Raw genomic sequence first — 22505 nt, 5'->3', positions numbered from 1 at the left:
TCCGTGCGATTGACTATCAGAGCGGCGCGCACTCAGCGTCGGTGATTCGATAACGGCTACCGCATGCGGCACACGTGTGCTCGGCGGCAGTGCCGGGCAAGCGCTCGCCGCAACGGCACATCCATCCGATACGACGCGCGGGCGTGCCGGCCATCAAGGAAAACGGCGCCACGTCCCGGGTCACTACGGCGCCAGCGCCGATAAAAGCGTGCTCGCCGATCTCGTGACCACACACCACGGTGGCATTGGCGCCGATAGTCGCGCCGCGACGCACGTGCGTCCTGCGGTACTCGTTCTTGCGATTCACGGCACTACGCGGATTCATCACATTCGTGAACACCATCGACGGGCCGCAAAACACATCGTCTTCCAGCGTCACCGCGTCGTAAATCGAGACGTTGTTTTGTACTTTGACGTTGTCGCCAATCACTACGTCGTTTGCGACAAATACGTTCTGGCCGAACGAACAGCCACGGCCGATCCTGGCACCGCCAGAAATATGTACCCAGTGCCAGACTCGCGTGCCCTCGCCAATCTGGGCGCCCTCATCGACGATGGCGCTCGGGTGTGCTGAAAAACTCATGAGCGGACTCCGGGATCAATAATCGAGGGGAAGCGACACGCGGCAACCGTCGCGAGCCGACCGATAGGCCGCGATCAGCGTTTCGAGCGACTTCAAACCTTCGCGACCATCGGTCTCCGGCGCCGCTTCGCCGCGAAATACCTTGATCACGTTATCGTAATAGAGCGGATGACCGAACCCATATACCGAGGTTGTTTCGTAGCTCGCCTGTTTGACGTGTTCGTCTTCCGGACGCTTTTCAGCGAATTCCCAATGCTGAATGTCGTTGACAGCGACCCCTCCAACGCGCACGGTTCCATGTTCGCCCAGAATGGTGATCGACCCTTCGTAATTCTTCGGATACGACAACATGGTCACGTTCATCGAGCCAAGCGCGCCGGATCGCCACTTGACGCTGATGACACCGGTATCTTCAACCTCGATATCGCGCGCAAGCGTGCCCGTGTACGCCTGCACACTTTCGATCGGGCCGATGAGCCAGTCGAGCAAGTCAACGTAGTGGCTCGCCTGGTTCATGAAGGCACCGCCATCGAACTCCCAGGTGCCGCGCCACGGCGCTGAGTCGTAATAGCTTTGAGGGCGCGTCCAGAACACGTTGATATTGACCATGTAGATGCGGCCGAAGCGCCGCTCGGTCACGGCCTTCTTCAGTAGCTGCAGCGTCGCGTTGCGACGGTTCTGCTTGACCACAAAAAGGTATTTCCCAGCGCGGTCGCCTGCCTTCACCATTTCCACGCCATCATTCCAGCGGGTCGCCATGGGCTTCTCGGTCATGACATTGAAGTCGGCTTCGAAGCACTCGATGGCCTGCCGCGGATGCAGCCCGGAAGGCGTGGTCAGAACCACACAGTCGGCCTTCGAGGATGACAGAAGCGCCTCCAGCGACGCATGGCCGCGCGCACCGGTCTTTTCTTCAGCAGCTTTCAGCGCGGCCGGATCGATATCGCAAACATCGGTGATTTCAGCGCGCTCCGAATGGCGAGCAATCGCGTCCATATGATTCTGGGCAATGCGACCACACCCGACGAGCGCAAAGCGGATTTTCCGGTCACTGATGGGGGGATGTTGAGTAAGCATATTGATTAAGCACGCACGATGGTCGGACTGCGATCCTGATACTTGCCGCGACTGTCGACAACCAGCTTCGCGTGCGCTTTGATGAGGTCGTAGTCGAACCGGTCATGATCAGTCGCGAGCAGCACGCAATCGAAAGTTGCAATGGAATCAGACGTAAGCGCCACGCTTGACAAAATGAAGTTGTGTTCACGAAGCTTCGGGAACACAGGAATGTGCGGATCGCTGTATTGAACCTCAGCTCCGAGATCGCGCAATTTCTCCATCAGGATGACTGACGGCGATTCGCGCATGTCGTCGACGTTCTTCTTGTAGGCAATGCCAAGCACAAGGATTTTGCTTCCGTTGATCGAGCGTTTTGCATCGTTCAGTGCACCTGCAACCTTGCTGACAACCCATTCAGGCATGCTGCTGTTGACTTCACCCGCCAACTCAATAAAACGCGTATGAACGCCGTATTCGCGTGCCTTCCACGTCAGGTAGAACGGATCGATCGGAATGCAATGCCCACCAAGCCCCGGGCCTGGATAGTAGGGCACGAAACCGAACGGCTTAGTCGCGGCCGCGCGAATTACCTCAAAAATGTCGATGTTCATCTTTTCAGCGACAATCTTGAGTTCGTTCACCAATCCGATATTGACCGCGCGATGGATATTCTCGAGAAGCTTGGTCATTTCGGCCGCGCGGGTGGAACTAACCGGCACGACGCGATCGATCACCGCCTCATAAAGAGCAGCGCCGACAGCCTGGCAGGCTGGCGTATCACCGCCGACCACCTTGGGAATGGTTCGGGTAGTGAAGTCCGGATTGCCCGGGTCTTCGCGCTCGGGCGAGAAGACCAGAAATATATCCTTGCCGACAACAAATCCGCGCGATTCGATTCGCGGTTTAAGTTCCTCATCTGTCGTCCCCGGATAAGTCGTGCTTTCGAGCGATACGATCTGACCGGCGCGAAGATAAGGCGTGAGACTGTCCGTCGTATCGAGGACGAAGGACAGATCCGGCTCGCGGTGCTTATCGAGAGGCGTCGGAACACACAGGATGAGTGCGTCCACCTCGGAGGCACGCGAAAAGTCGATCGTCGCTTCGAAGCGCCGAGCTTGCGCTTCTTTCACGGCATCCGAGGAGATATGCTCAATATAAGAGCGTCCAGAGTTGAGCGCATCGACCTTATTGATATCAATATCGAAGCCAAGCACATGAAAACCAACCTCGGAAAAGCGAAGCATCAGAGGCAAACCGACGTACCCAAGCCCTACGATACCAACCTTGGCTGATCGGCTTTGAATACGATCTATCAGGTCTTGTTTCATGCGAAAAAAATCTCCAAATGCCCGTGTGAAAACGAAAAAATGAGACTGGCGCCGCCTGAAGGCGCGCGCATCTTAGCTCGAGCGACCACTTAACGTGGAACGCACACGCCGAGCCATAATCGTCTATTGTAGCAGGCGGCTCGAAGCGAACCCGCCACCGGACCTGAAACAGACCGGGACAAAAGGCTCGATCATAGTGAACCGCGCTCAAGTTGCCAAGCACGCCCCTGTAGCTAGCCCTCGGCCCAACAAAACCCTTCGTTGGGCCCGAGCAACTGGCAAGGCGTCACAAATGGGATAGGCACAATTTCAGCGCGTCATGCCAATCCGGCGGACGGAGTGAAAACACCGATGTCAGTTTCGCACTCGACAGCCTCGAATTACGAGGTCTTTTGGCGGGGGCAGGATATTCATCCGAGGAAATAGCCTTTACATTCGGTCGCGCCCCTGCGTCCATTGACGCAAAGATTGCTTCCGCAAAACCCGCCCACGAAGTGAAACCGGAGGCAGACAAATGATAGACCCCCGAGTGTTGTCTCCACCAATCGGCATCTTCGAAATGATCGATCAGCACCCGCGTTGCGATCTCCGCCGTCAATGCGGCAATCGTGGCTGACCACGTCGGCGCCCCCACCTGGTCCGCAACAATACTCATCTCAGACCGCTCCGCAGCAAGCCGCAACATCGTCCGCAAAAAATTGCGCCCGCGTGTCCCATACACCCAGCTTGTCCGAAACACGAAGTACTTGCCGCCAACCTGCTCGATCGCCTGCTCGCCCGCCAGCTTGCTTTTGCCGTAGACATTGAGCGGTCCGGTCGGATCGTCTTCCACGTAAGCACCATCCTTGGCGCCATCAAACACGTAGTCAGTCGAGAAGTGAATAAGCGCCGCCCCAACGCGCCGCGCCTCTTCCGCCAGCACGCCCGGCGCCTCACCATTCATCCGCATCGCGGCGTCGACGTCCGTCTCCGCTTGATCCACTGCGGTATAGGCTGCCGGATTGACGATAAGCGCGGGCTTGAGCTCGCGCACAACGCTTCGCATCTGATCGAAATTTGCCAGATCGAAAGCCTGCCGGTCAGGCGCGACAATCCGGCCCAAGCCCTGGAGGCTTCGCAGAAGTTCAAATCCCACCTGGCCCGTGGAGCCGGTCACAAGAATGATGGGTTCGTGCAGATCGGCCATGAGGACGTCCTTGAAATCAGTGCATCCTCATGTCTGAGGCCGCCGTCGGACGACGGCAACAGACCGGACGCACGATTATAGAATCGCCGGTCGAACGACCGTAGCGAGCTAACAAACAGATACAAACGTGCCGATTTTCTTTAAATTCAATACCTTGCACTCAGATCAAACTTCAGGTTGAAGTTGTGAAAACGCATAGGTCACGCATAACTCTCCGCCTCACTCATCCTCTTCCCCGCCGCATCTTTCGCAGCCAGCGTCGGCTCACCGTCGATCGGCCATTCAATCCCAACTTCCGGATCATTCCAGATCAAGCACCGCTCGTAGTCCGGAAACCAGTAATCCGTAGTCTTGTACAGAAACTCCGCCGTCTCCGACAACACAACAAAACCATGCGCAAAACCCGGCGGAATCCACAACTGCCGGTTATTTTCCGCACTCAGATTCACGCCCACCCACTTTCCAAAATTTGGCGAGCTCCGACGGATATCAACCGCCACATCGAACACCTCGCCCGACACCACCCGCACCAGCTTCCCCTGCGCATGCTCGATCTGATAATGCAGCCCCCGCAGCACACCCTTCGCTGAGCGCGAATGATTGTCCTGCACGAACGCCACATCCACGCCCACCTTCTCCGCAAATTCCTTCGCGTTGAAACTCTCGAAGAAAAACCCGCGGGCATCGCCGAACACCTTCGGCTCGATGAGCTTGACCTCGGGCAGTGCCGTAGCGGTTACCGTGATTGCCATATAACTTTGTCCGTCAACAGATTCTTGAGATATTGCCCGTACTCGTTCTTCGCCAGCGGCGCGGCGAGTTCGCTCAATTGAGCATCGTCGATCCAGCCACTCCGGTACGCGATCTCTTCCGGGCAAGCCACAACCAGACCCTGCCGCTTCTGCAGCGTCGCAATGAACGTGGCAGCTTCGATAAGCGAATCGTGCGTGCCGGTATCGAGCCACGCATAACCCCGTCCCATGATTTCGACGCGCAGCTTTTTCGCTTCCAGATAGCGCAGGTTCACATCGGTGATTTCCAGTTCGCCGCGCGCCGACGGCTTGATATCCGCCGCGATGTTGCACACATCGTTGTCATAGAAGTAAAGCCCGGTCACCGCATACGGCGACCTCGGCTTGACAGGCTTTTCTTCAATCGAAAGCGCCTGCAACTGGTCGTCGAACTCGACCACACCATAGCGCTGCGGATCGTTCACGTGATACGCAAACACGGTCGCGCAATCCGTCCGCGCGTTTGCCTTCTCCAACTGATGCGCCAGATCGTGACCGTAAAAAATGTTGTCGCCCAGAATCAGCGCGCAATCATCGTTACCAATGAAATCGCGCCCGATGATGAACGCCTGCGCGAGTCCATCCGGCGACGGCTGCACTGCGTACTGAAGATTCATCCCCCACCGCGAGCCGTCGCCGAGCATCGACTGAAACCGCGGCGTGTCGGCAGGCGTCGAGATGATCAGCACGTCGCGGATGCCCGCGAGCATCAACGTCGACAGCGGGTAGTAGATCATCGGCTTGTCATACACCGGCAACAGCTGCTTCGAAACGGCGTGCGTGATCGGATACAGCCGCGTGCCCGATCCGCCAGCGAGAATGATGCCCTTGCGTGCCATTAACGTTCCCTCAGGCCTGTCCGGCGTAGTGAGTTTCCATCCAGTGACGATAGTTGCCGCTCGTCACGCCAGCAATCCACTCCGAATGATCGAGATACCAGCGCACCGTTTTTCGCATGCCGGTCTCGAACGTCTCCGCAGGACGCCAGCCCAGCTCACGCTCGATGCGCGTCGCGTCGATCGCATAGCGACGGTCGTGGCCCGGCCGGTCCTTCACGAACTCGATCTGCTTCGCATACGACGCACCCGATGCCGAAGGCCGCAGTTCATCGAGTGTCGCGCACAGCGTATGTACGACGTCGATGTTGGCCTTTTCGTTCCATCCACCAATGTTGTACGTTTCGCCCGGCACGCCTTTTTGCAGCACCGTGCGGATCGCCGCGCAGTGATCGCCGACGTACAGCCAGTCGCGCACGTTCTTGCCATCGCCATAGATCGGCAACGCTTTTCCGGCGAGCGCATTGATGATCGTAAGCGGGATTAATTTCTCGGGAAACTGGTACGGGCCGTAGTTGTTCGAGCAGTTGGTGGTCAGCACCGGCAGGCCGTACGTGTGGAAATAAGCACGCACCAGATGGTCGGAAGCGGCCTTGCTCGCCGAATACGGACTGTTCGGCGCATACGGCGTGCGCTCGTTGAACGCGGGGTCCGTTGCTTCAAGCGAGCCGAACACCTCGTCGGTCGAAACATGCAGAAAGCGGAACGCGTCCTTCTCACTGCCCGCGAGGCCGCTCCAGTATGCCCGCGCCGCCTCGAGCAGCGTAAAGGTGCCGACGACGTTCGTCTGGACGAACTCGCCCGGCCCGCTGATCGAGCGGTCGACGTGGCTCTCGGCGGCGAAGTGCAGCACCGCACGCGGCCTGTGCGCGGCGAAGAGCGCATCGAGCGCCGCGCGGTCGCAGATATCGACACGCGCAAAAATATGGCGTGTGTCGTTTTCGAGCGGCGCGAGCGTCTCGGCATTGCCCGCATAAGTGAGTTTGTCGACGTTGACGACGGGTTCATCTCCGTCGCGAAGCCAGTCAAGAACGAAGTTGGCGCCAATAAAACCTGCGCCTCCAGTCACCAGGATCATATTCTTCCTCAGAATCGCCTCGCGACGTGCTTCGTGTCGCGGAAGCGGTGCGTTCATGGCAGCCGGTACGACCGTGCTGTGTCGTGCCGCGGCATCAAACGGGCTATTATGTCACGCTATGTTGTACGTTCCGTGACCCTGTTTGGATCCGGGCACCGGTATGTCGCTATCGCAGACACATTGGCTGGTAAGCGGCTCCCACCGTTATTGATGCCGCATCGCTTTTTTGGCGTCAATGCCCTGACACACATGTCACAACCACGTTACGAATTATCCAGTCCGCATTCAGATGACCACCCGGCCCGCACCCATTGCCTTCGGCGACCTTCAGGGCTGCCGCACTCAGTTCCAGCAACTCCTCGCAAAGGCCGCGCCTTCTGACGACACCCCACTGTGGTTTGCCGGCGACATCGTCAATCGCGGCACGGAATCGCTTGAGACGCTGCGTGATCTCGTCGAGATGGGCGATCGGGCAATCACCGTCCTCGGCAACCACGATCTGCATCTGCTGTCGGTCTCAGCAGGTATTCGCAGGTCAAAAAAAGGCGACACGATCGACGACATTCTCGCCGCGCCGGATGCCGAAGACCTGCTCGAATGGGTGCGTCACCGCCCGATTGCCCATTTCGATAACGACATGTTGCTGGTCCACGCAGGCGTCCTCCCGCAATGGGACGTCACACAGACGATGGAACTCGCGGATGAACTGCAACGCGCATTGCGCGCATCCACCTGGAAAGAAACGCTAGCAGGCCTGTATGGCAACGAGCCGAATCGCTGGAGTCCAGGCCTGAAGGGCATCGACCGCCTCCGACTCACCTGCACCGCGCTCACCCGCATGCGCTTCTGCAACCTCGATGGAGCGATGGACTTCACTTCGAGTGGTGGCCTCGATTCCGCGCCGGCTGGCTACATTCCATGGTTCGACGTGCCGTCCCGCAACACTGCTAACATCACCGTCGTATTCGGTCACTGGGCAGCGCTCGGCCTGACAGTTCGCGACAATCTGATCGGACTCGATTCTGGATGCGTATGGGGCAATCAGCTTTCAGCCGTGAAACTGGCAAGCTCTCCTGCAGAACGGATCATCGTTCAGGTCGAATGCGGCGAATGCCGGGCATCGGACGAATGAGCACACCGTCGCCGCGTTCGGTCTCGTACAGGCTGCCCAGCACGAAACTGACCGGCGCGACCCGAATCACACGTCGAGCATCCAGCGCAATGTGTCGCGGAATTCAATCGGCTCGACGTTCGGCACAAGCGTGCGCAGCTTCGCGGGTGAACCGGCAAGCACCTTGACGTCGCTCTGCCGCACGAACGCCGGGTCCACGTGAACCTCCAGCTCGTGGCCCGTCAACTCTGCTGACATATCCAGGATCTGCTTGAGCGTGTATGGCCGCCCCGTGCAGACGTTCACCGTCTCACCCACTGCCGCGGATTCCAGCAACGCTTGATACACGCCCGCCACATAACGCACGTCCGAAAAATCACGCGCGATATCCAGGTTCCCAAGCGATATCGACGTCTCGCGCCGCGCGAAATGGTCGACGATCTTCGGCACCAGAAAGTTTGGCGACTGGCCGCGCCCGGTATAGTTGAATGGCCGGACAATCAAAACCGGTAACCGGTCGAACCACGTGCGAACCAGCGACTCCATTGCCGCCTTGCTCGCTGCGTAATGATTGACGGGCGCGATGGGAAACGTCTCGTCGATGGCGTCGCTCGCTACGTTGCCGTAGACATTCGCGCTGCTCGCGACCAGCACCTTGCGCGGAGTGTGACCAACGTCCGCGCAGGCTTGCAGCAGATTGAGCGTACCCAGCACGTTGACGCGATAAAACGCGAGCGCATCTTCGTGCCCGACAAAGCTGATCGCCGCCAGATGCACAATGTAGTCTGGACGAACCGAATCGATCACCCGACAGCACTGCTCGAGCGAAACAATATCCAGCCCGGCCGCCTGCGACTGCTCGCCCGCCACCGGCGGCGCAGCGTCCGCAATCGCATGGCCAGCCGCAGCCAGGTTTTCGACCAGATATGAACCGGTAAAGCCGCTCGCCCCTGTAACCAGCGTGCGGATCGACCGCTCAGAATGAGGATCCAACCTTGTTTCTCCTGAGGTCTGCATCGACCATCATCTTGCAAAGCGCCTCGAGGGACGTATTCGGCGTCCAGCCAAGCGTGGCTAACGCTTTGGACGCATCCCCAATCAAAAGGTCGACTTCAGCTGGTCGATAAAATTTCGGATTGACCCGGACAAGAACGCGCCCGCTACGGGCTTCGATGCCCACTTCCTGCTCGCCTTGTCCCTGCCATTCAATGTCCATTCCGGCGCCTTTGAAAGACATGCTGACAAAGTCACGCACGGTCTGCGTCCGGTTCGTGGCCAGCACGAACGTGTCAGGCTCATTGGCCTGGAGCATCCGCCACATCCCTTCGACATACTCTTTCGCGAATCCCCAGTCCCGTTTCGCGTCGAGATTGCCAAGCTCAAGTGCGCCGAGCTTGCCAAGTTTGATTTTCGCGACGGAGTCGGTGATCTTGCGCGTCACAAACTCACGGCCTCGCAACGGCGATTCGTGATTGAACAAGATGCCGCTAGCCCCGAAGATTCCGTAAGACTCACGGTAGTTTACTGTCATCCAGTGAGCGTAGAGCTTGGCCACGCCGTATGGACTTCTCGGATAGAACGGCGTGGACTCCGTCTGCGGCACCGCCTGCACCTTGCCGAACATCTCGGAGGTCGACGCTTGATAAAACCGGATGGATCGATCAAGGACGCGAATGGCCTCAAGCAGATTGACCGCGCCGAGGCCTGTGATTTCCGCCGTCGTAACAGGCTGATCAAACGACACGCCCACGAAGCTTTGCGCGGCCAGGTTGTAAATCTCGCGCGGCTTGACCCTCTCGACGAGGCGAAATGTCGAACCGGCATCTGTCAGGTCGTGCTCGACCAGATGCAGATTCGGATGCCCCAGTACTCCCAGTTCTTCCATCCGCCAGAAATTGACAGAACTGGTCCTTCTGTACGATCCGTAGACGGTATAGCCCTTTTCCAGCAACAACTGGGAAAGGTAGGCACCATCCTGGCCCGACACACCGGTTACGACAGCGCTCGTCATTGAATCTCCGTTTATTGGGATTTAATTGTGCCCTGACAACCCGCCTGCAGGCCGACCGCCCAGCAAGACTATAACCTGACGAAATTCGTTAAAAATTCACTGTGTCGCAGTCTGCGAGTGTCACACGTTGTGCGGAGCCGACGCCCTGCATCCCCCTCAACGCCCTGCTCACCACCGCCTCCGCCTCCGCCGCGAGCACCCGCCGGTCAGCCCCGGAAGCAAGCGGCGCCCCCACATAAACATGCGCGGTCAACGGGCCGCCTTGCAGCAACGCATTGAGCGAATCCCGAAGCGTCATGTCATCAATATAAGCAGGCGCCGTCGACTGCCGCCCATGCGCGTCTTCGTACATCAGACACACCGGCTGCACGGGCCGCGAAGCCGATACCGCAGCCTGAAACAGATTCGCATGAAACGGCAGTAGCGACAGGCCATCCGAAGTCGTCCCTTCGGGAAACACACACATCAACTCGCCCGCGTTCAACCGGTCAGCGAGTTCATGCATGATCCGCTTCGCATCGCTGCGCTTCTCGCGCTGGATAAACACCGTCCCAAGCTGCGCAGCGAGCCAGCCGACCACCGGCCACTTGCGGATCTCGGCCTTCGACACAAACGGCGTCGGCCGCCACGCGTTGATCACATAGATATCGATCCACGAAATGTGATTCGCGACCACCAGCGCGCCCTCGTCGAGCCGCACATCGTCGTTATGTACGACGAGGCGCATGCCGCACAGCCGCAACATCTTCAGCGACCACGCGCGATTGAGTTCGAGCCGTACGTCGGCGGATGCGCGCGGGAAACGCGTCGCGACCGTCCACATGCCATGCAACAGATGCGCAACAAGCCGTGCCTTGCGAAACGCGAGCTTCATGATCGACGCTTTCCGTTCCTGTATCGATGTCTGTTATTCAGGCATCAAGCAGCATCAACGCTGCTCGAAAGCGATGTGACCCGCGACGATCGTCGTCCGCACGCGCGCCGGCAGTTCGTAGCCGAGAAACGGCGTGTTATGCCCCTGGCTCTTCAGCGCGCGCGGCTCGACGCGCCAGTGCCCGTTCGCATCGAACACGCACAGATCGGCAACCGCGCCCACGGCGACGCGCCCCGCCGGCAGCTTCAGCACATCGGCCGGCGATGCTGTGATGCGGTTCAACGCCTTCGCGAGCGGCACATTCGCTTCGCTCGCCCACTTCACCGTCAGCGACAAAAACAGTTCGAGCCCGGTCGCGCCCGGCGTCGCTTCGGCGAACGGCAGCAGCTTTTCGTCGTCATCGACGGGCGTGTGGTCAGAGCAGATCGCATCGATCGTGCCGTCGATAAGACCCGCGCGGATCGCTTCACGATCGCGCTGCTGACGCAGCGGCGGATCGAGCCGGTATTGCGCATCGAAGTAGCCGATATCGACGTCGATCAGATGCACGTGATTCACGGTCACATCGCACGTGACGGGCAGGCCTTCGGCCTTCGCCGCCCGCATCAACTCGACACCCGCCGCCGAAGACACATGCGAAAGATGCACGCGCGCACCCGTCACGCGGACGAGTTCGAAAATCGTATGCAGCGCGATCGTCTCGGCCGAAACCGGCACGCCCGACAGACCGAGCCGCGAAGCCAGCGCGCCGCTCGCCGCCACACCGCCCTTCGCGAGATACGCATCCAGCGGACGCAGCCACACGGTATAGCCGTACGTGCTCGCGTATTGCAGCGCGCGCAGCAACACCTGCGTATCGACCATGGGCACATCGGCCTGCGAAAAGCCGATACAACCGGCTTCCGTCAGTTCGACCATTTCCGTGATCGTCGTACCCTTCAGGCCGACAGTCAGCGCACCCAGCGGATACACATGCGCCTGATTCAGCTTGAGCGCGCGAAACTTGAGCATCTCGACGAGACCAGGCTCATCGAGCGTCGGATCGGTATCCGGGGGGCACACGAGACTCGTCACGCCGCCCGCGAGCGCCGCGGCCATTTCGGATTCGAGCGTCGCCTTATGTTCGAAGCCCGGCTCCCGCAGACGCGCCGACAGATCGACAAGACCCGGCGCAATCGATAACCCCTGGGCATCGATCGTCTTCGTGGCGTTGAAATCCGCTGGCGCCTGGCCGAGCGCGACGATCTTGCCCGCCGCGACAAATACGTCCTGCTGCTGTTCGGTGCCCGCTACCGGATCGATCAGCGTGCCACCCTGAATATGAATTTTCATTGATCAATGCCTACGAGAAGCCCGGGCCTCTATGCCGGGGCGGGATGGCGCGCGACACGCAACGTCGTCCCGATTCTCGGTGTCCTTTGAAAGTTGCGCCACAAACGAATACCCATACCCGTCACCGCGCTGCACTACCGAGCAGTAGCGATACGAGATTCCTTGAACGACGTTTGCACCGCATTGGATGTTAAAGAAACCGCTCGCACGAATTGCAACACGGCCCAGGTACGTCCCGATTTTCTTTCCTCGGGGTACGACTGCGCGCACAAGGTCGCCAGTCTGGAATCCAAACGCAAGCTTGGTTCGCATCAGATAACCGCGTGGATGCCCGGTTGCAGTGAGCCGCGTGCGTCGGTACGCGCCTCTGCCGGCGCACCGGATCGTCAATGTCGGACGCTGCAAGTCAAGCAAAGCATCGACCTCACCGACGCACGCCGCATCCAGTGCATGTGTCTTGATGGCGCCAAACCGCTCGCGGTTGAGTTTTGTTCGTCCACCCGATGCTAGCTCGACGGGAAGCCCTGTGTCGATGAGAACGCTGAGTAGCGCCCATCGTGTTGCGTTGACGGCTGCAGCATCGCGCAACGAAGCTTTCATGGTTGAACGGATACGCGCTGCACGCACCGGGTCACTCCATAGAAAGTCTGTCAGTGGGAGGCTTGCTTTCAATTGATTGCAAGTCCGGCACGCAAGCGCAAGATTGGAAGCGCGATTTGATCCTCCTCGCGCACGCGGATAGATATGTTCGATCTGCAGGGGAAAATCCGTCGCATCGCAGTATGCACACTTGCGCCCCCACGTCTCGAGCAAGTACTCACGCAAGTCGTAACCCGCCAGTGCCCCTCGTCGATATTCATCGCCCTGAATACTGGGATTTTGCATCGCCTGGGTATCGAACCGCACAAACTCGGTACTGACAAAGACAAGTGGCGCAAGCCGCCGCAGACGGTTAATCCATGCAGCGGTGGTCTCGACGCGGTGGCGAAGACTGGGCGCGAGCCATCCCGGCTGACGTCGACGGTTAAGATTCCGGGCAGCGCGATATCTCGTCTTTCTGCCGCGGCGCGCATGGCGCATCGCGCGGCGCGCGGCCAACGCGTTTGATATCCGAGCACCGCGGTGAACCAGTTCAAAGAGGTTCAGCACCGCTTCAGCGCGCCGACCGTCGCTCAGGGGCATTTCACGTACTAGCGCGATCCCCGTCGTCTTGCTTCCAGGATCAAGCTTTACGCGTACCGGTTGAGCATTGCTGGAACTTGCATGGCGGTCTGTCAGCCGGATCACAAATGGCACGACGCGATGTACGCGCGCACGGCGACGAGCGAGCAAAAGCCGCGCTCGCTTTTCAGTACACGGCATTAAAGGCTTGCCGCTTCGGTCCAGTACAAACACCGCCAAAGTACGCCTCCATAAACTTCGCCCTTACGGGCCTAGTGACGCATCCGTTGCAGGATGTCTCCCCTCGGCAAGGTTGCGCATCGGCGATCTGCCCCGATCCGTTTCGTGCTTACCCTGTCGCTTGTCTGCAACCGGGGCTTCGAGAGGTTGGAACTGAGGAAGCATTCCAACGTCGGTCTTGCACCTATGCGCAACGTAGCGGGCTGATTACCGCTTTGCCTGGTCAACCTGAGCTATTCGTTTTCGCGAAAAGCTCCGCCATTGAGGCGAGGTGATTGACTCGCTGCCTTTATTATTCCGTATCCTTGTAGTAACGTTGTATTTTTGCCGGCATAGTCACGCTCAGTCGTTCGTGCCCGCGACGATTCCCATCACGGCCATGCGCACCGCGATGCCGAACGTCACCTGATTCAGGATCACCGACTGCGGGCCGTCCGCCACCTGCGAATCGATTTCGACACCACGGTTCATCGGGCCCGGATGCATCACGATCGCGTCGGGCTTCGCGAGCGCGAGACGCTCGGGCGTCAAGCCCCAGCTCTTGAAGTATTCCTGCGCCGAAGGCAGCAGCGCGCCGCTCATCCGCTCGTTCTGCAGACGCAGCATGATGATCACGTCGACGTCCTTCAGCCCTTCGTCAAGGTTGTGAAAGACGCGCACGCCCATCTGTTCGAGCCCGCCCGGCAGCAACGTACGCGGACCGATCGCGCGCACCTCAGGCACACCGAGCGTCGTCAACGCATGAATGTCCGAACGCGCGACCCGCGAATGCAGGATGTCGCCGACGATCGCCACGCGAAGATTCGTGAAATCCTTCTTGTAGTGACGGATCGTGTACATGTCGAGCAGACCCTGCGTCGGGTGTGCGTGACGTCCGTCGCCGGCGTTGATCACGTGCACGTGCGGCGCACAGTGCTCGGCGATCAGGTACGGCGCGCCGCTCGACGCGTGACGCACGACGAACATGTCGGCATGCATCGCGGAGAGGTTGTTGATCGTGTCGAGCAGCGACTCACCCTTGCTCGTCGACGAAGCGTTGATGTTCAGATTGATCACATCCGCCGACAGACGCTTGGCGGCGATCTCGAACGTGGTACGCGTGCGCGTCGAATTCTCGAAGAAGAGATTGAACACCGACTTGCCGCGCAACAGCGGCACCTTCTTCACCTCGCGGTCCGTCACGCTGACGAACTGCTCGGCCGTATCGAGAATGTGATTGACGATCGACTTCGGCAAACCTTCGATCGTCAGCAGATGTTTGAGCTCGCCGTTCTTCGTGAGCTGCGGGTTGCCCTTCAGGAAGCCGAAGCGGAATCGGTCCGCGGCGGCGCTGCTGTCGGTGGAACCTGGGGTTGCGGTGTTCATCGTGTACCTGACTTAAAACGTGTTCTTTGCCGTGGACTGACTGGCTCTGCCGCAAACGACCGCCGCGGCGATAGGCATCCGGTGTGTGCGATATGCACAATGCGCGCGCTCAATCGGCGCGCGCTTCGGTGTGAAACGTGAACCTGGGATCGTCGCCTTCGCTGCGTGCAAGGACGAGCGTCGCATCGGCCGGCACCTCGACCGTTCCGCCGACAAAGCGCGCCGCTATCGGCAGTTCGCGCCCGCCGCGATCGGCGAGCACCGCCAGTTCAACCGAAGCCGGACGTCCGTAGTCGTACAGTTCGTTCAGCGCGGCGCGCACGGTGCGGCCGGTGCCCAGCACGTCGTCGACGAGCACGATCCTGCGGCCGTCGACTTCGAATGGCAGCGACGTCGGGCTCGCCTGCGCGTGCAGGCCGCGCTTCGCGTAGTCGTCGCGATGCAGCGCCACATTGACGACGCCGAAGCTCGCCACGTTCAGGTCGCGCGCGAGCCGCTCCGCAAGCCACGCGCCGCCGCTGTAGATGCCGACGAGCACAACTGCGCCGTCAGCGCTGGCAGACGTTGTGCCCAACCCCGCGCCCAACTCTGCGCCATACGCCGCGCGAATCTGTTCGAGGACGGCGCGATACAGCGCCTCGGCGTCAATGGAACTCATGATCGTCGGGAAGTCCGTCTAGATATTGCTGGAGGATGATGCTGGCGGCCTCGGCGTCGAGCATGTCGGCGCGGCCTTTGCCGGCGCGGATTTCCGCTTTCGCTTCGACTGACGAATAGCGTTCGTCGACCCACGTCACCGGCAGATTGAAGCGGCCATTCAGCTGGTTGCCGAAGCGCTTCGCGAGTTGCGTCATTTCATGCGGCGTGCCATCAGGATGCATCGGCAGACCGACGACGAGCGCGTCGGGCTTCCATTCGCCAATCAGTTTGCCGACGGCTTCGAAACGGTACTCTCGGCTGCGGTTCTGCACGACGACGAGCGCACGCGCGTGACGCGTCAGCGAATTGCCGACGGCGACACCAATACGTTTTTCGCCATAGTCGAACGCAAGGAGCGTCGCCTCACGTCCGGCCGCAATGCTCATGCGTGACCTGCCTCGCCGGATAGCATCGACAGGCTGATGCCGAGCAGCGACAGCGCCGCTTCGAGTCGTTCTTCAGCGGGCACGTCGAAGACGATCTTCGGGTCCGCTTCGACGGTCAGCCAGCCGTTCTTCGAGATTTCTTCCTCGAGCTGGCCCGCGCCCCAGCCGGCATGGCCGAGCGTGAGCAGAAAACGTTCCGGCCCCGTGCCACTGGCAACGGCTTCGAGCACATCTTTCGACGTGGTCATCTCAAGCCCGCCAGGCACCGACATCGACGACGTGTACGGCGTGCCGTCTTTCGGATCGTGCAGCACGAAGCCGCGCTCGGTCTGCACGGGGCCGCCGAAGTACACGGGAACATGCAGCAGAGGTTCGATCTCGAGCTTCAGATCGATGCGATTGAAGAGCGCCTCCAGATCGATATCGGTCGGCCGGTTGATGACGAGGCCGAGCGCGCCGCGCTCACTGTGATCGCAAAGGTAGACCACCGTGCCTGAAAATGTGGGATCCGCCATGCTAGGCATGGCAATCAGGAACTGGTTGGTCAGATTGATGCGATCGATACTCTTGGACATAGTTCGGATTTTAGCAAAGACGGTGCGGGATGGCGGGCTTTCAGCGTACGCGGGAACGCGTGGATGAGGCGCGTGGGCGAGACGATTCGCAAGGCTCCGTCGACGGCGTGCATACTGCACTTTATCACGCGGTCAGCGGCTGCCTGTAAGGCTCTGTGTGGTTAACGGCACGTATCCGTCATCTAGCAGGGTTCGCGCCTGCCCGCTGCTGGTTCTCAGGGTCAGGCCGCGCCGGCCCGCGCCCCATCTGGCGCGCCGCCCTGCTCGATTGCACGCGTCAGCGCGGCAAGCGCGGCGCTGCTGTCGGCGGGCGCAACGCCTGCCGCTATTTTGTGCAGCATCGCCCGCAGCGCCTCGGCGGCATGATCGAGCGACCGGGCGTCCGGCGCATCGACGATCGTGTGCGAGCGCACGGCCGGCGTCATCACACCCGCGTGCGCGCGACGCCGCCACGCCAGCCCCAGCGCATCCGCCAGCAACGCGACGTGGCCCAGCCCCAGCGCGCAGGCGGCCGAGCCGAGACGATACGCAGCATCACCCGCCTGCAGCGCGGCGCCGGGATCAGCTTTCTCGGGATTGTCGGCCTGACGGGCATGGTCGGAAAGCGCCGCGATCGACGCATCCGCGGTCTGCAGGAAATCTTCATACGCATGCGCGTTGACTGTCAGAACGCCGAGATCGCGCGTCCGCGCGGTGCGCGCCGCGGCGGCAGCTTCAGCCTGCGCGGCTTCGGCTTCCCACAACGCCTCCGACGCCTGCGTACCCGCCACGTGCCAATCGACCGTCAAACCATAGTCATGCAGCAGTTCGACCTGATCGGCATCTTCCGCTGACGCGCCAAACAGCGCGAAGTCACGCCAGAGCGTGGCGAGCGTCGCCCGCACGAGCGAGCGCGGCGCGAGCGGCGTGCCGCGGGCGTGATCGGCGAAGACGAGATTGCAGCGCGCGTAGAAATAGCGGGCGTCGGCGTCGCCAGTTGTGTGGCCGCTCGCGCGGAGCGCACGGGCACACGCGGTGGCAAGCCGCCAGAAATCGTAGGGATCGGGGCCGGCGGCTTCGGCGAGACACGCATCGAGTTCATCGAGCGCGCCGTGAATCTCCGGGGGCGGCGCGCCCTCGCGCTGACGTGCTCGCAGAACGGGCAGCAGCGCGCGCTCATAACGGGCACGCAGATGCGCAAGCGTGTTCGCCGGCTGGGCATGCAGGGTGACGGGCGGCACAGGCCGCGCGGCAAGCGCCAGATCTTCGAACGTGACGCTGAAGCCGGGCGTGTGCTGCGCGACCTGCTGGCTCAGCACCTGATAATGCGCGAAAAGCGATGGCGAACACGACAGTTCGCGTAGATTGTGTCGCCCAACAGCCGTGCGGAAAACGTCCAGCGCTTCGCCAAACGCGGTATGGCTGCCATCGACATGCGGAACATCGGCCTGCTGCGCCATCGAAGACGCCAGCGCGAGTGCATTCGCGAAACGATGCGCCGCCAGCCAGCCCGCCTCACGCAACGCGCGCGCGGCCTGCAGCAGTGGCGCAGTCGCGTCGACGCGCTGGACGAATGCGAGTTGCGCTTCCGCGAGCGCAGCTTCCGCGCTGCGAACCACACCGCCGCGGGAATTGGGCAAAGCTTCGAAGGGGTCGGTGGTAGCGTAGCGAAGGGCCATGGATGGTCGACGAAGACACCTGCGAACCCGTCTGCGAACGCGCCCACGACAATGACACGCGGCAAATGCTGCGCGTCACGCATCGGCGCGCTGACGGTACGATGAGCACTACCCTTGCGACACGGCGAATAGGGCGACGTTCCCGTTGCTCCGTGTCCGATGCCAGGCCGGCGGCCACTTCAGGCATGCGCCGTCGCCCCGCACACCTCAAGCGTCAAGCATCAGACGCAATGCAACCGACCGGCGAACCAGTCAGATCTGGACCATCTCGAAGTCTTCCTTGCGGGCACCGCATTCCGGGCAGGTCCAGTTGATCGGGACATCTTCCCAGCGGGTTCCGGGCGCGATGCCTTCATCTGGCAAACCGGCTTCTTCGTCGTAGATCCAGCCGCAGATCAGGCACATCCAGCTTTGATATTCCATTCTTATGCCGCGTCGAAAAGTCAAAAAAGTCGGTTGAATCAGGACCATGATGGTACCGTGTTGCCGCCCCACTGCCTAGCAATCCAGGTCCGGCGCGAGCGTGATCCCGATCAATCGGGGCGCGAATCCGTGCTGCTGTGCAAAAAAACGCCCTGGCATTAGATTAGGCCGCATAATTGGGGCAACGTCGGGCCTCGCGCCCGGCACCCTTTTTTGATCAATCCAGCAAGATTTTCATGCCCAGCGACACTCCTCCGATCGTCCTCACCTTCGGCCTCTCCGATCCGACCGGCGGCTCCGGCATCCAGGCGGATCTGATGACGCTGGCCAGCATGGGATGCCATGGCGTCTCCGTGCTTACGGGCTATACCGTGCGCGATTCGGCGAGTTGCGACGAAGTCACCGGCCTCGACCCTGAGGTGGTCGCCACGCAGGCGCGGATGCTGCTCGAAGACATGCCGATCGCGGCATTCAAGGTCGGTGCAGCGACGCGCGCCGAAGTAGTGAGCGCGATCGCCGAAGTAGTCGCCGACTACGACGACATTCCGCTGATCCTCGCGCCCGACTTCACGCTCGACGACGAACACGTGCTCGCCGCCGATGAACTGCGCGAAGCCATCGCCGATCTGCTCGCACCACAAACCACGCTGCTCGTCGCCGATTTCGCGACGCTGCTCGCACTCGCGCAGCCCGACGGCGACGCCGAAGCGCCGAGTCTCGACGCGGCGATTTCCCATTTGCTGTCGCAAGGGTGCGAGTACATCCTGTCGACGGAAACGGGCACGCACCGTCTGGTCAATACGCTTTTCAGCGAAGACGGCCAGTTGCGTCAGGATATGTGGGATCGCGGCGCCAATCGCATCATGGGCATCACCGACACGCTTGGCGCGGCAATCGCTGCATTGCTCGCCAATGGTCAGGATCCGGCCGAAGCCGTGCGCGAGGCGCAGGAATATCTGTATCAGGCCACGCGCGCCGCGTTTCGTCCCGGTATGGGCGCGTATATGCCCGATCGCTTCTTCTGGGCGCGCAGCAACGAAGACGAAGAGACACCGCGTGCAAGCGGCAATGACGCGCCTTCGGACGAAGCGCGTCACTAGGCTTTTCTGCTGGACTCCGCGCGAGGCGGTTTGACGAAACGACGAACCGTCCGCGCATAGAAAAACCCGCATTTCTGCGGGTTTTTCTTTTCGGGGCGCACTCCTTTCGAAGCGCGCCCCGCATGTGTTTCGAGCTGAAGCCTTTGCAGGCTCCAGACGAAATTACATGTCCATGCCCATGCCGCCCATGCCGCCGGGCATACCGCCGCCCATCGGACCGTCTTCCTTCGGCAGTTCGCAGACAGCTGCGTCCGTCGTCAGCAGGAGACCTGCGACCGAAGCTGCGTTTTGCAGCGCCGTGCGCGTCACCTTCGTCGGGTCCACAACACCTGCGTCGACCAGGTCGACGTACTCGCCGGTTGCTGCGTTGTAGCCGTAGTTGCCCTTGCCTGCTGCAACTGCTGCCACCACGACGCTGGCTTCTTCGCCGCCGTTCGTGACGATCTGGCGCAGCGGTTCTTCCATCGCGCGCAGCACGATCTTGATACCTGCGTCCTGATCGGGGTTAGCGCCCTTCAGACCAGCGATTGCCGAGCGTGCGCGGATCAGCGCAACACCGCCACCCGCCACGATGCCTTCTTCCACAGCTGCGCGCGTTGCGTGCAGTGCGTCTTCGACACGTGCCTTCTTTTCCTTCATTTCGACTTCGGTCGCAGCACCGACCTTGATCACTGCAACGCCGCCAGCCAGCTTGGCCACGCGCTCCTGCAGCTTTTCACGGTCGTAGTCCGACGTTGCTTCTTCGATCTGCGTGCGCACCTGCTTCACGCGTGCTTCGATCGTTGCTGCTTCGCCAGCGCCGTCGATGATCGTCGTGTTTTCCTTGCCCACTTCGATACGCTTCGCCTGGCCCAGTTCAGCCAGCGTTGCCTTTTCGAGCGTCAGGCCGGTTTCTTCAGCGATGACCTGGCCACCCGTCAGGATAGCGATGTCTTCGAGCATGGCCTTGCGACGGTCGCCGAAGCCCGGCGCCTTCACAGCAACGGTCTTCAGGATGCCACGGATGTTGTTCACCACCAGCGTTGCGAGTGCTTCGCCTTCGACGTCTTCAGCGATGATCAGCAGCGGACGGCCAGCCTTTGCAACTTGCTCGAGCACCGGGAGGAGGTCACGAATGTTCGAAACCTTCTTGTCGTGCAGCAGCACGAACGGGTTTTCGAGCACAGCAACCTGCTTGTCCGGGTTGTTGATGAAGTACGGCGACAGGTAGCCGCGGTCGAACTGCATACCTTCGACGACGTCGAGTTCGTCTTGCAGCGACTTGCCGTCTTCAACGGTGATGACGCCTTCCTTGCCGACCTTGTCCATCGCTTCAGCGATGCGGTCACCGATCGACGAATCGCTGTTAGCCGAAATCGCGCCAACCTGGGCGATTTCCTTGTTCGTCGTGCACGGCTTGCTGATCTTGCGCAGTTCTTCGATCGCGGCAGTCACAGCCTTGTCGATACCGCGCTTCAGGTCCATCGGGTTCATGCCCGATGCAACGTACTTCATGCCTTCGCGAACGATCGATTGCGCGAGAACGGTTGCCGTCGTCGTGCCGTCGCCTGCGTTATCGCTGGTCTTGGAAGCAACTTCCTTGACCATTTGCGCGCCCATGTTCTGGAGCTTGTCTTTCAGTTCGATCTCTTTCGCGACCGACACACCGTCCTTCGTGACCGTCGGGCCGCCGAAGCTGCGTTCCAGGACCACGTTGCGGCCCTTCGGACCCAGCGTGACCTTCACAGCGTTTGCGAGGATGTTCACGCCTTCAACCATCTTGGCACGGGCGGAATCACCGAATACGACGTCTTTAGCTGCCATCTTCAAACTCCTTGAATTCTCTGGGATATAACCGGGATTTCAGCGATTCTTCGCTTACTTCTGCACCACGGCCATAATGTCTTCTTCGCGCATCACCAGCAGTTCGTTGCCGTCGACCTTAACGGTCTGGCCAGCGTACTTGCCGAACAGGACGCGATCACCCACCTTCACGTCGAGCGCAATCTGTGCACCCTTGTCGTCACGCTTGCCCGGGCCGACTGCGAGGATTTCGCCTTGATCCGGCTTTTCCGCTGCGGCTTCGGGGATCACGATGCCCGACGCGGTCTTGGTTTCTTGATCCAGACGTTTGACGATCACGCGATCATGCAAAGGACGAAGGTTCATACATACTCCTCTCTTGATTGAGACTGAAGAACGCTGAGAAAACCCGGCTGGCAGGGCCAACCGGAAATGTTGTTAGCACTCTCGTGCAGCGAGTGCTAATTATATGGACGGGTGGTGACAAATTCAAGAAGGGGTTTGCTGTCGAGATTCGCTTAACTTTGAACTTTGTTCACTTAAGTTTGAACTCGCAACGTACATTCGGACACGGCGATGGCACGAACTTTCCATGACAAACAATGACTTAGGATCGAAATCGCTATTCTGCAACATCCCGCGTGCCGTACGAAACCGGACCTTTTCTGGCAACATGCGGTCGCGAAACTTAGCGATCAAGTTTAATTCAGGGTAAACCCCGGAGAACGATCACGCAGGGCCACGCCGACACCCATCAAGACCGCCACGTAGGCACATGGGGTGTCTGGGGTTACTGATCGGGGCCGCTCGCTGCCAGCGTCCCGATTCATGAGCGATGTGGCGCGAAATGCATTACTCCGCCCGCATCGCTCCGGATCGACAAGGCCACATCACTCCTTCCCCCCGCCGTTGATCCCGCTTCCACTT

General features: G+C 60.3%; 22 protein-coding genes. 2 read left to right on the top strand and 20 right to left on the bottom strand.

The features are described 5' to 3' along the window. Nucleotides 1-16: 16 nt before the first annotated feature. The 7 genes from P3T21_RS31135 to rfbB all read right to left on the bottom strand — a co-directional run bounded on the left by P3T21_RS31135 (nt 17) and on the right by rfbB (nt 6861). Nucleotides 17-583 (bottom strand): acyltransferase, encoded by a 567-nt coding sequence (locus tag P3T21_RS31135; protein ID WP_429259788.1) that lies wholly within the window; start codon nt 581-583, stop codon nt 17-19. Between the two features lie 15 nt (nt 584-598). After that, nucleotides 599-1660 carry a Gfo/Idh/MocA family protein gene (locus tag P3T21_RS31130; protein ID WP_429259787.1) on the bottom strand — a complete coding sequence of 354 codons (1062 nt, stop codon included), beginning with the start codon at nt 1658-1660 and terminating at the stop codon, nt 599-601. 5 nt (nt 1661-1665) lie between these two features. Then, entirely contained in the window at nt 1666-2970 is a 1305-nt protein-coding gene (locus P3T21_RS31125; protein ID WP_429259786.1) for a nucleotide sugar dehydrogenase, read from the bottom strand. 286 nt (nt 2971-3256) lie between these two features. Beyond that, nucleotides 3257-4156 (bottom strand): dTDP-4-dehydrorhamnose reductase, encoded by a 900-nt coding sequence (rfbD, locus tag P3T21_RS31120; protein ID WP_429259785.1) that lies wholly within the window; start codon nt 4154-4156, stop codon nt 3257-3259. A 200-nt stretch (nt 4157-4356) separates the two neighbouring features. Beyond that, nucleotides 4357-4908, bottom strand: coding sequence for a dTDP-4-dehydrorhamnose 3,5-epimerase (gene rfbC, locus P3T21_RS31115; RefSeq protein ID WP_429259784.1), 552 nt, complete (start codon nt 4906-4908; stop codon nt 4357-4359). Then, on the bottom strand, nt 4893-5786 hold the full coding sequence (gene rfbA, locus P3T21_RS31110) for a glucose-1-phosphate thymidylyltransferase RfbA (RefSeq protein WP_429259783.1): 894 nt from the start codon (nt 5784-5786) through the stop codon (nt 4893-4895). Before rfbA ends, rfbC begins: the two co-directional genes overlap by 16 nt. 10 nt (nt 5787-5796) lie before the next feature. After that, the gene (gene rfbB / locus P3T21_RS31105; RefSeq protein ID WP_429259782.1) at nt 5797-6861 is read right to left on the bottom strand and encodes a dTDP-glucose 4,6-dehydratase; all 1065 of its coding nucleotides are present in this window, start codon (nt 6859-6861) and stop codon (nt 5797-5799) included. Nucleotides 6862-7150: 289 nt separating this feature from the next. Between rfbB and P3T21_RS31100 the strand changes: the two genes are divergently transcribed. Beyond that, nucleotides 7151-7993 carry a symmetrical bis(5'-nucleosyl)-tetraphosphatase gene (locus P3T21_RS31100; protein WP_429259781.1) on the top strand — a complete coding sequence of 281 codons (843 nt, stop codon included), beginning with the start codon at nt 7151-7153 and terminating at the stop codon, nt 7991-7993. A gap of 66 nt (nt 7994-8059) precedes the next feature. Here the strand turns inward: P3T21_RS31100 and P3T21_RS31095 are convergent, their stop codons facing one another. From P3T21_RS31095 to P3T21_RS31045, 11 genes are all read right to left on the bottom strand, one after another. Next, complete coding sequence (locus tag P3T21_RS31095; protein ID WP_429259780.1) at nt 8060-8965, bottom strand: GDP-mannose 4,6-dehydratase; 906 nt, start codon at nt 8963-8965, stop codon at nt 8060-8062. Next, nucleotides 8949-9983, bottom strand: a complete 1035-nt coding sequence (gmd, locus tag P3T21_RS31090; protein WP_429259779.1) for a GDP-mannose 4,6-dehydratase — start codon at nt 9981-9983, stop codon at nt 8949-8951. The genes P3T21_RS31095 and gmd overlap by 17 nt, the downstream gene beginning before the upstream one ends. Nucleotides 9984-10071: 88 nt before the next feature. Then, nucleotides 10072-10857, bottom strand: coding sequence for a lysophospholipid acyltransferase family protein (locus P3T21_RS31085; protein ID WP_429259778.1), 786 nt, complete (start codon nt 10855-10857; stop codon nt 10072-10074). Nucleotides 10858-10911: 54 nt separating this feature from the next. Continuing rightward, nucleotides 10912-12189 (bottom strand): dihydroorotase, encoded by a 1278-nt coding sequence (locus P3T21_RS31080; RefSeq protein WP_429259777.1) that lies wholly within the window; start codon nt 12187-12189, stop codon nt 10912-10914. 3 nt (nt 12190-12192) lie between these two features. Further along, a complete protein-coding gene (gene iscB, locus P3T21_RS31075; RefSeq protein WP_429259776.1) occupies nt 12193-13590 on the bottom strand; it encodes an RNA-guided endonuclease IscB in 1398 nt (465 codons plus the stop codon). Between the two features lie 342 nt (nt 13591-13932). Beyond that, complete coding sequence (locus tag P3T21_RS31070) at nt 13933-14955, bottom strand: aspartate carbamoyltransferase catalytic subunit (protein WP_429259775.1); 1023 nt, start codon at nt 14953-14955, stop codon at nt 13933-13935. A 109-nt stretch (nt 14956-15064) separates the two neighbouring features. Then, a complete protein-coding gene (gene pyrR, locus P3T21_RS31065; protein WP_429259774.1) occupies nt 15065-15613 on the bottom strand; it encodes a bifunctional pyr operon transcriptional regulator/uracil phosphoribosyltransferase PyrR in 549 nt (182 codons plus the stop codon). Beyond that, nucleotides 15600-16040, bottom strand: coding sequence for a Holliday junction resolvase RuvX (gene ruvX / locus P3T21_RS31060; protein ID WP_429259773.1), 441 nt, complete (start codon nt 16038-16040; stop codon nt 15600-15602). Before ruvX ends, pyrR begins: the two co-directional genes overlap by 14 nt. Continuing rightward, on the bottom strand, nt 16037-16615 hold the full coding sequence (locus P3T21_RS31055) for a YqgE/AlgH family protein (protein WP_429259772.1): 579 nt from the start codon (nt 16613-16615) through the stop codon (nt 16037-16039). The genes ruvX and P3T21_RS31055 overlap by 4 nt, the downstream gene beginning before the upstream one ends. 221 nt (nt 16616-16836) lie before the next feature. Continuing rightward, the gene (locus P3T21_RS31050) at nt 16837-18273 is read right to left on the bottom strand and encodes a hypothetical protein (protein WP_429259771.1); all 1437 of its coding nucleotides are present in this window, start codon (nt 18271-18273) and stop codon (nt 16837-16839) included. 252 nt (nt 18274-18525) lie between these two features. Beyond that, nucleotides 18526-18744: a rubredoxin gene (locus tag P3T21_RS31045; protein ID WP_429259770.1), complete on the bottom strand. Its 219-nt coding sequence runs from the start codon at nt 18742-18744 to the stop codon at nt 18526-18528. A 188-nt stretch (nt 18745-18932) separates the two neighbouring features. On the opposite strand from P3T21_RS31045, the gene P3T21_RS31040 reads away from it, so the two are divergent. Next, nucleotides 18933-19796, top strand: a complete 864-nt coding sequence (locus P3T21_RS31040) for a hydroxymethylpyrimidine/phosphomethylpyrimidine kinase (RefSeq protein ID WP_429259769.1) — start codon at nt 18933-18935, stop codon at nt 19794-19796. Between the two features lie 162 nt (nt 19797-19958). Here the strand turns inward: P3T21_RS31040 and groL are convergent, their stop codons facing one another. Together groL and groES are read right to left on the bottom strand one after the other, a co-directional pair. Continuing rightward, nucleotides 19959-21599, bottom strand: coding sequence for a chaperonin GroEL (gene groL, locus P3T21_RS31035; protein WP_429259768.1), 1641 nt, complete (start codon nt 21597-21599; stop codon nt 19959-19961). A gap of 54 nt (nt 21600-21653) precedes the next feature. Continuing rightward, nucleotides 21654-21944, bottom strand: a complete 291-nt coding sequence (gene groES, locus P3T21_RS31030; protein ID WP_007178996.1) for a co-chaperone GroES — start codon at nt 21942-21944, stop codon at nt 21654-21656. Nucleotides 21945-22505: the final 561 nt, after the last annotated feature.

The organism is Paraburkholderia sp. GAS334, from assembly GCF_050436625.1.
Taxonomy (GTDB): domain Bacteria; phylum Pseudomonadota; class Gammaproteobacteria; order Burkholderiales; family Burkholderiaceae; genus Paraburkholderia.
Note: the sequence above shows the minus strand (reverse complement) of the source record. Positions and strands in the feature narration are given on the sequence as shown.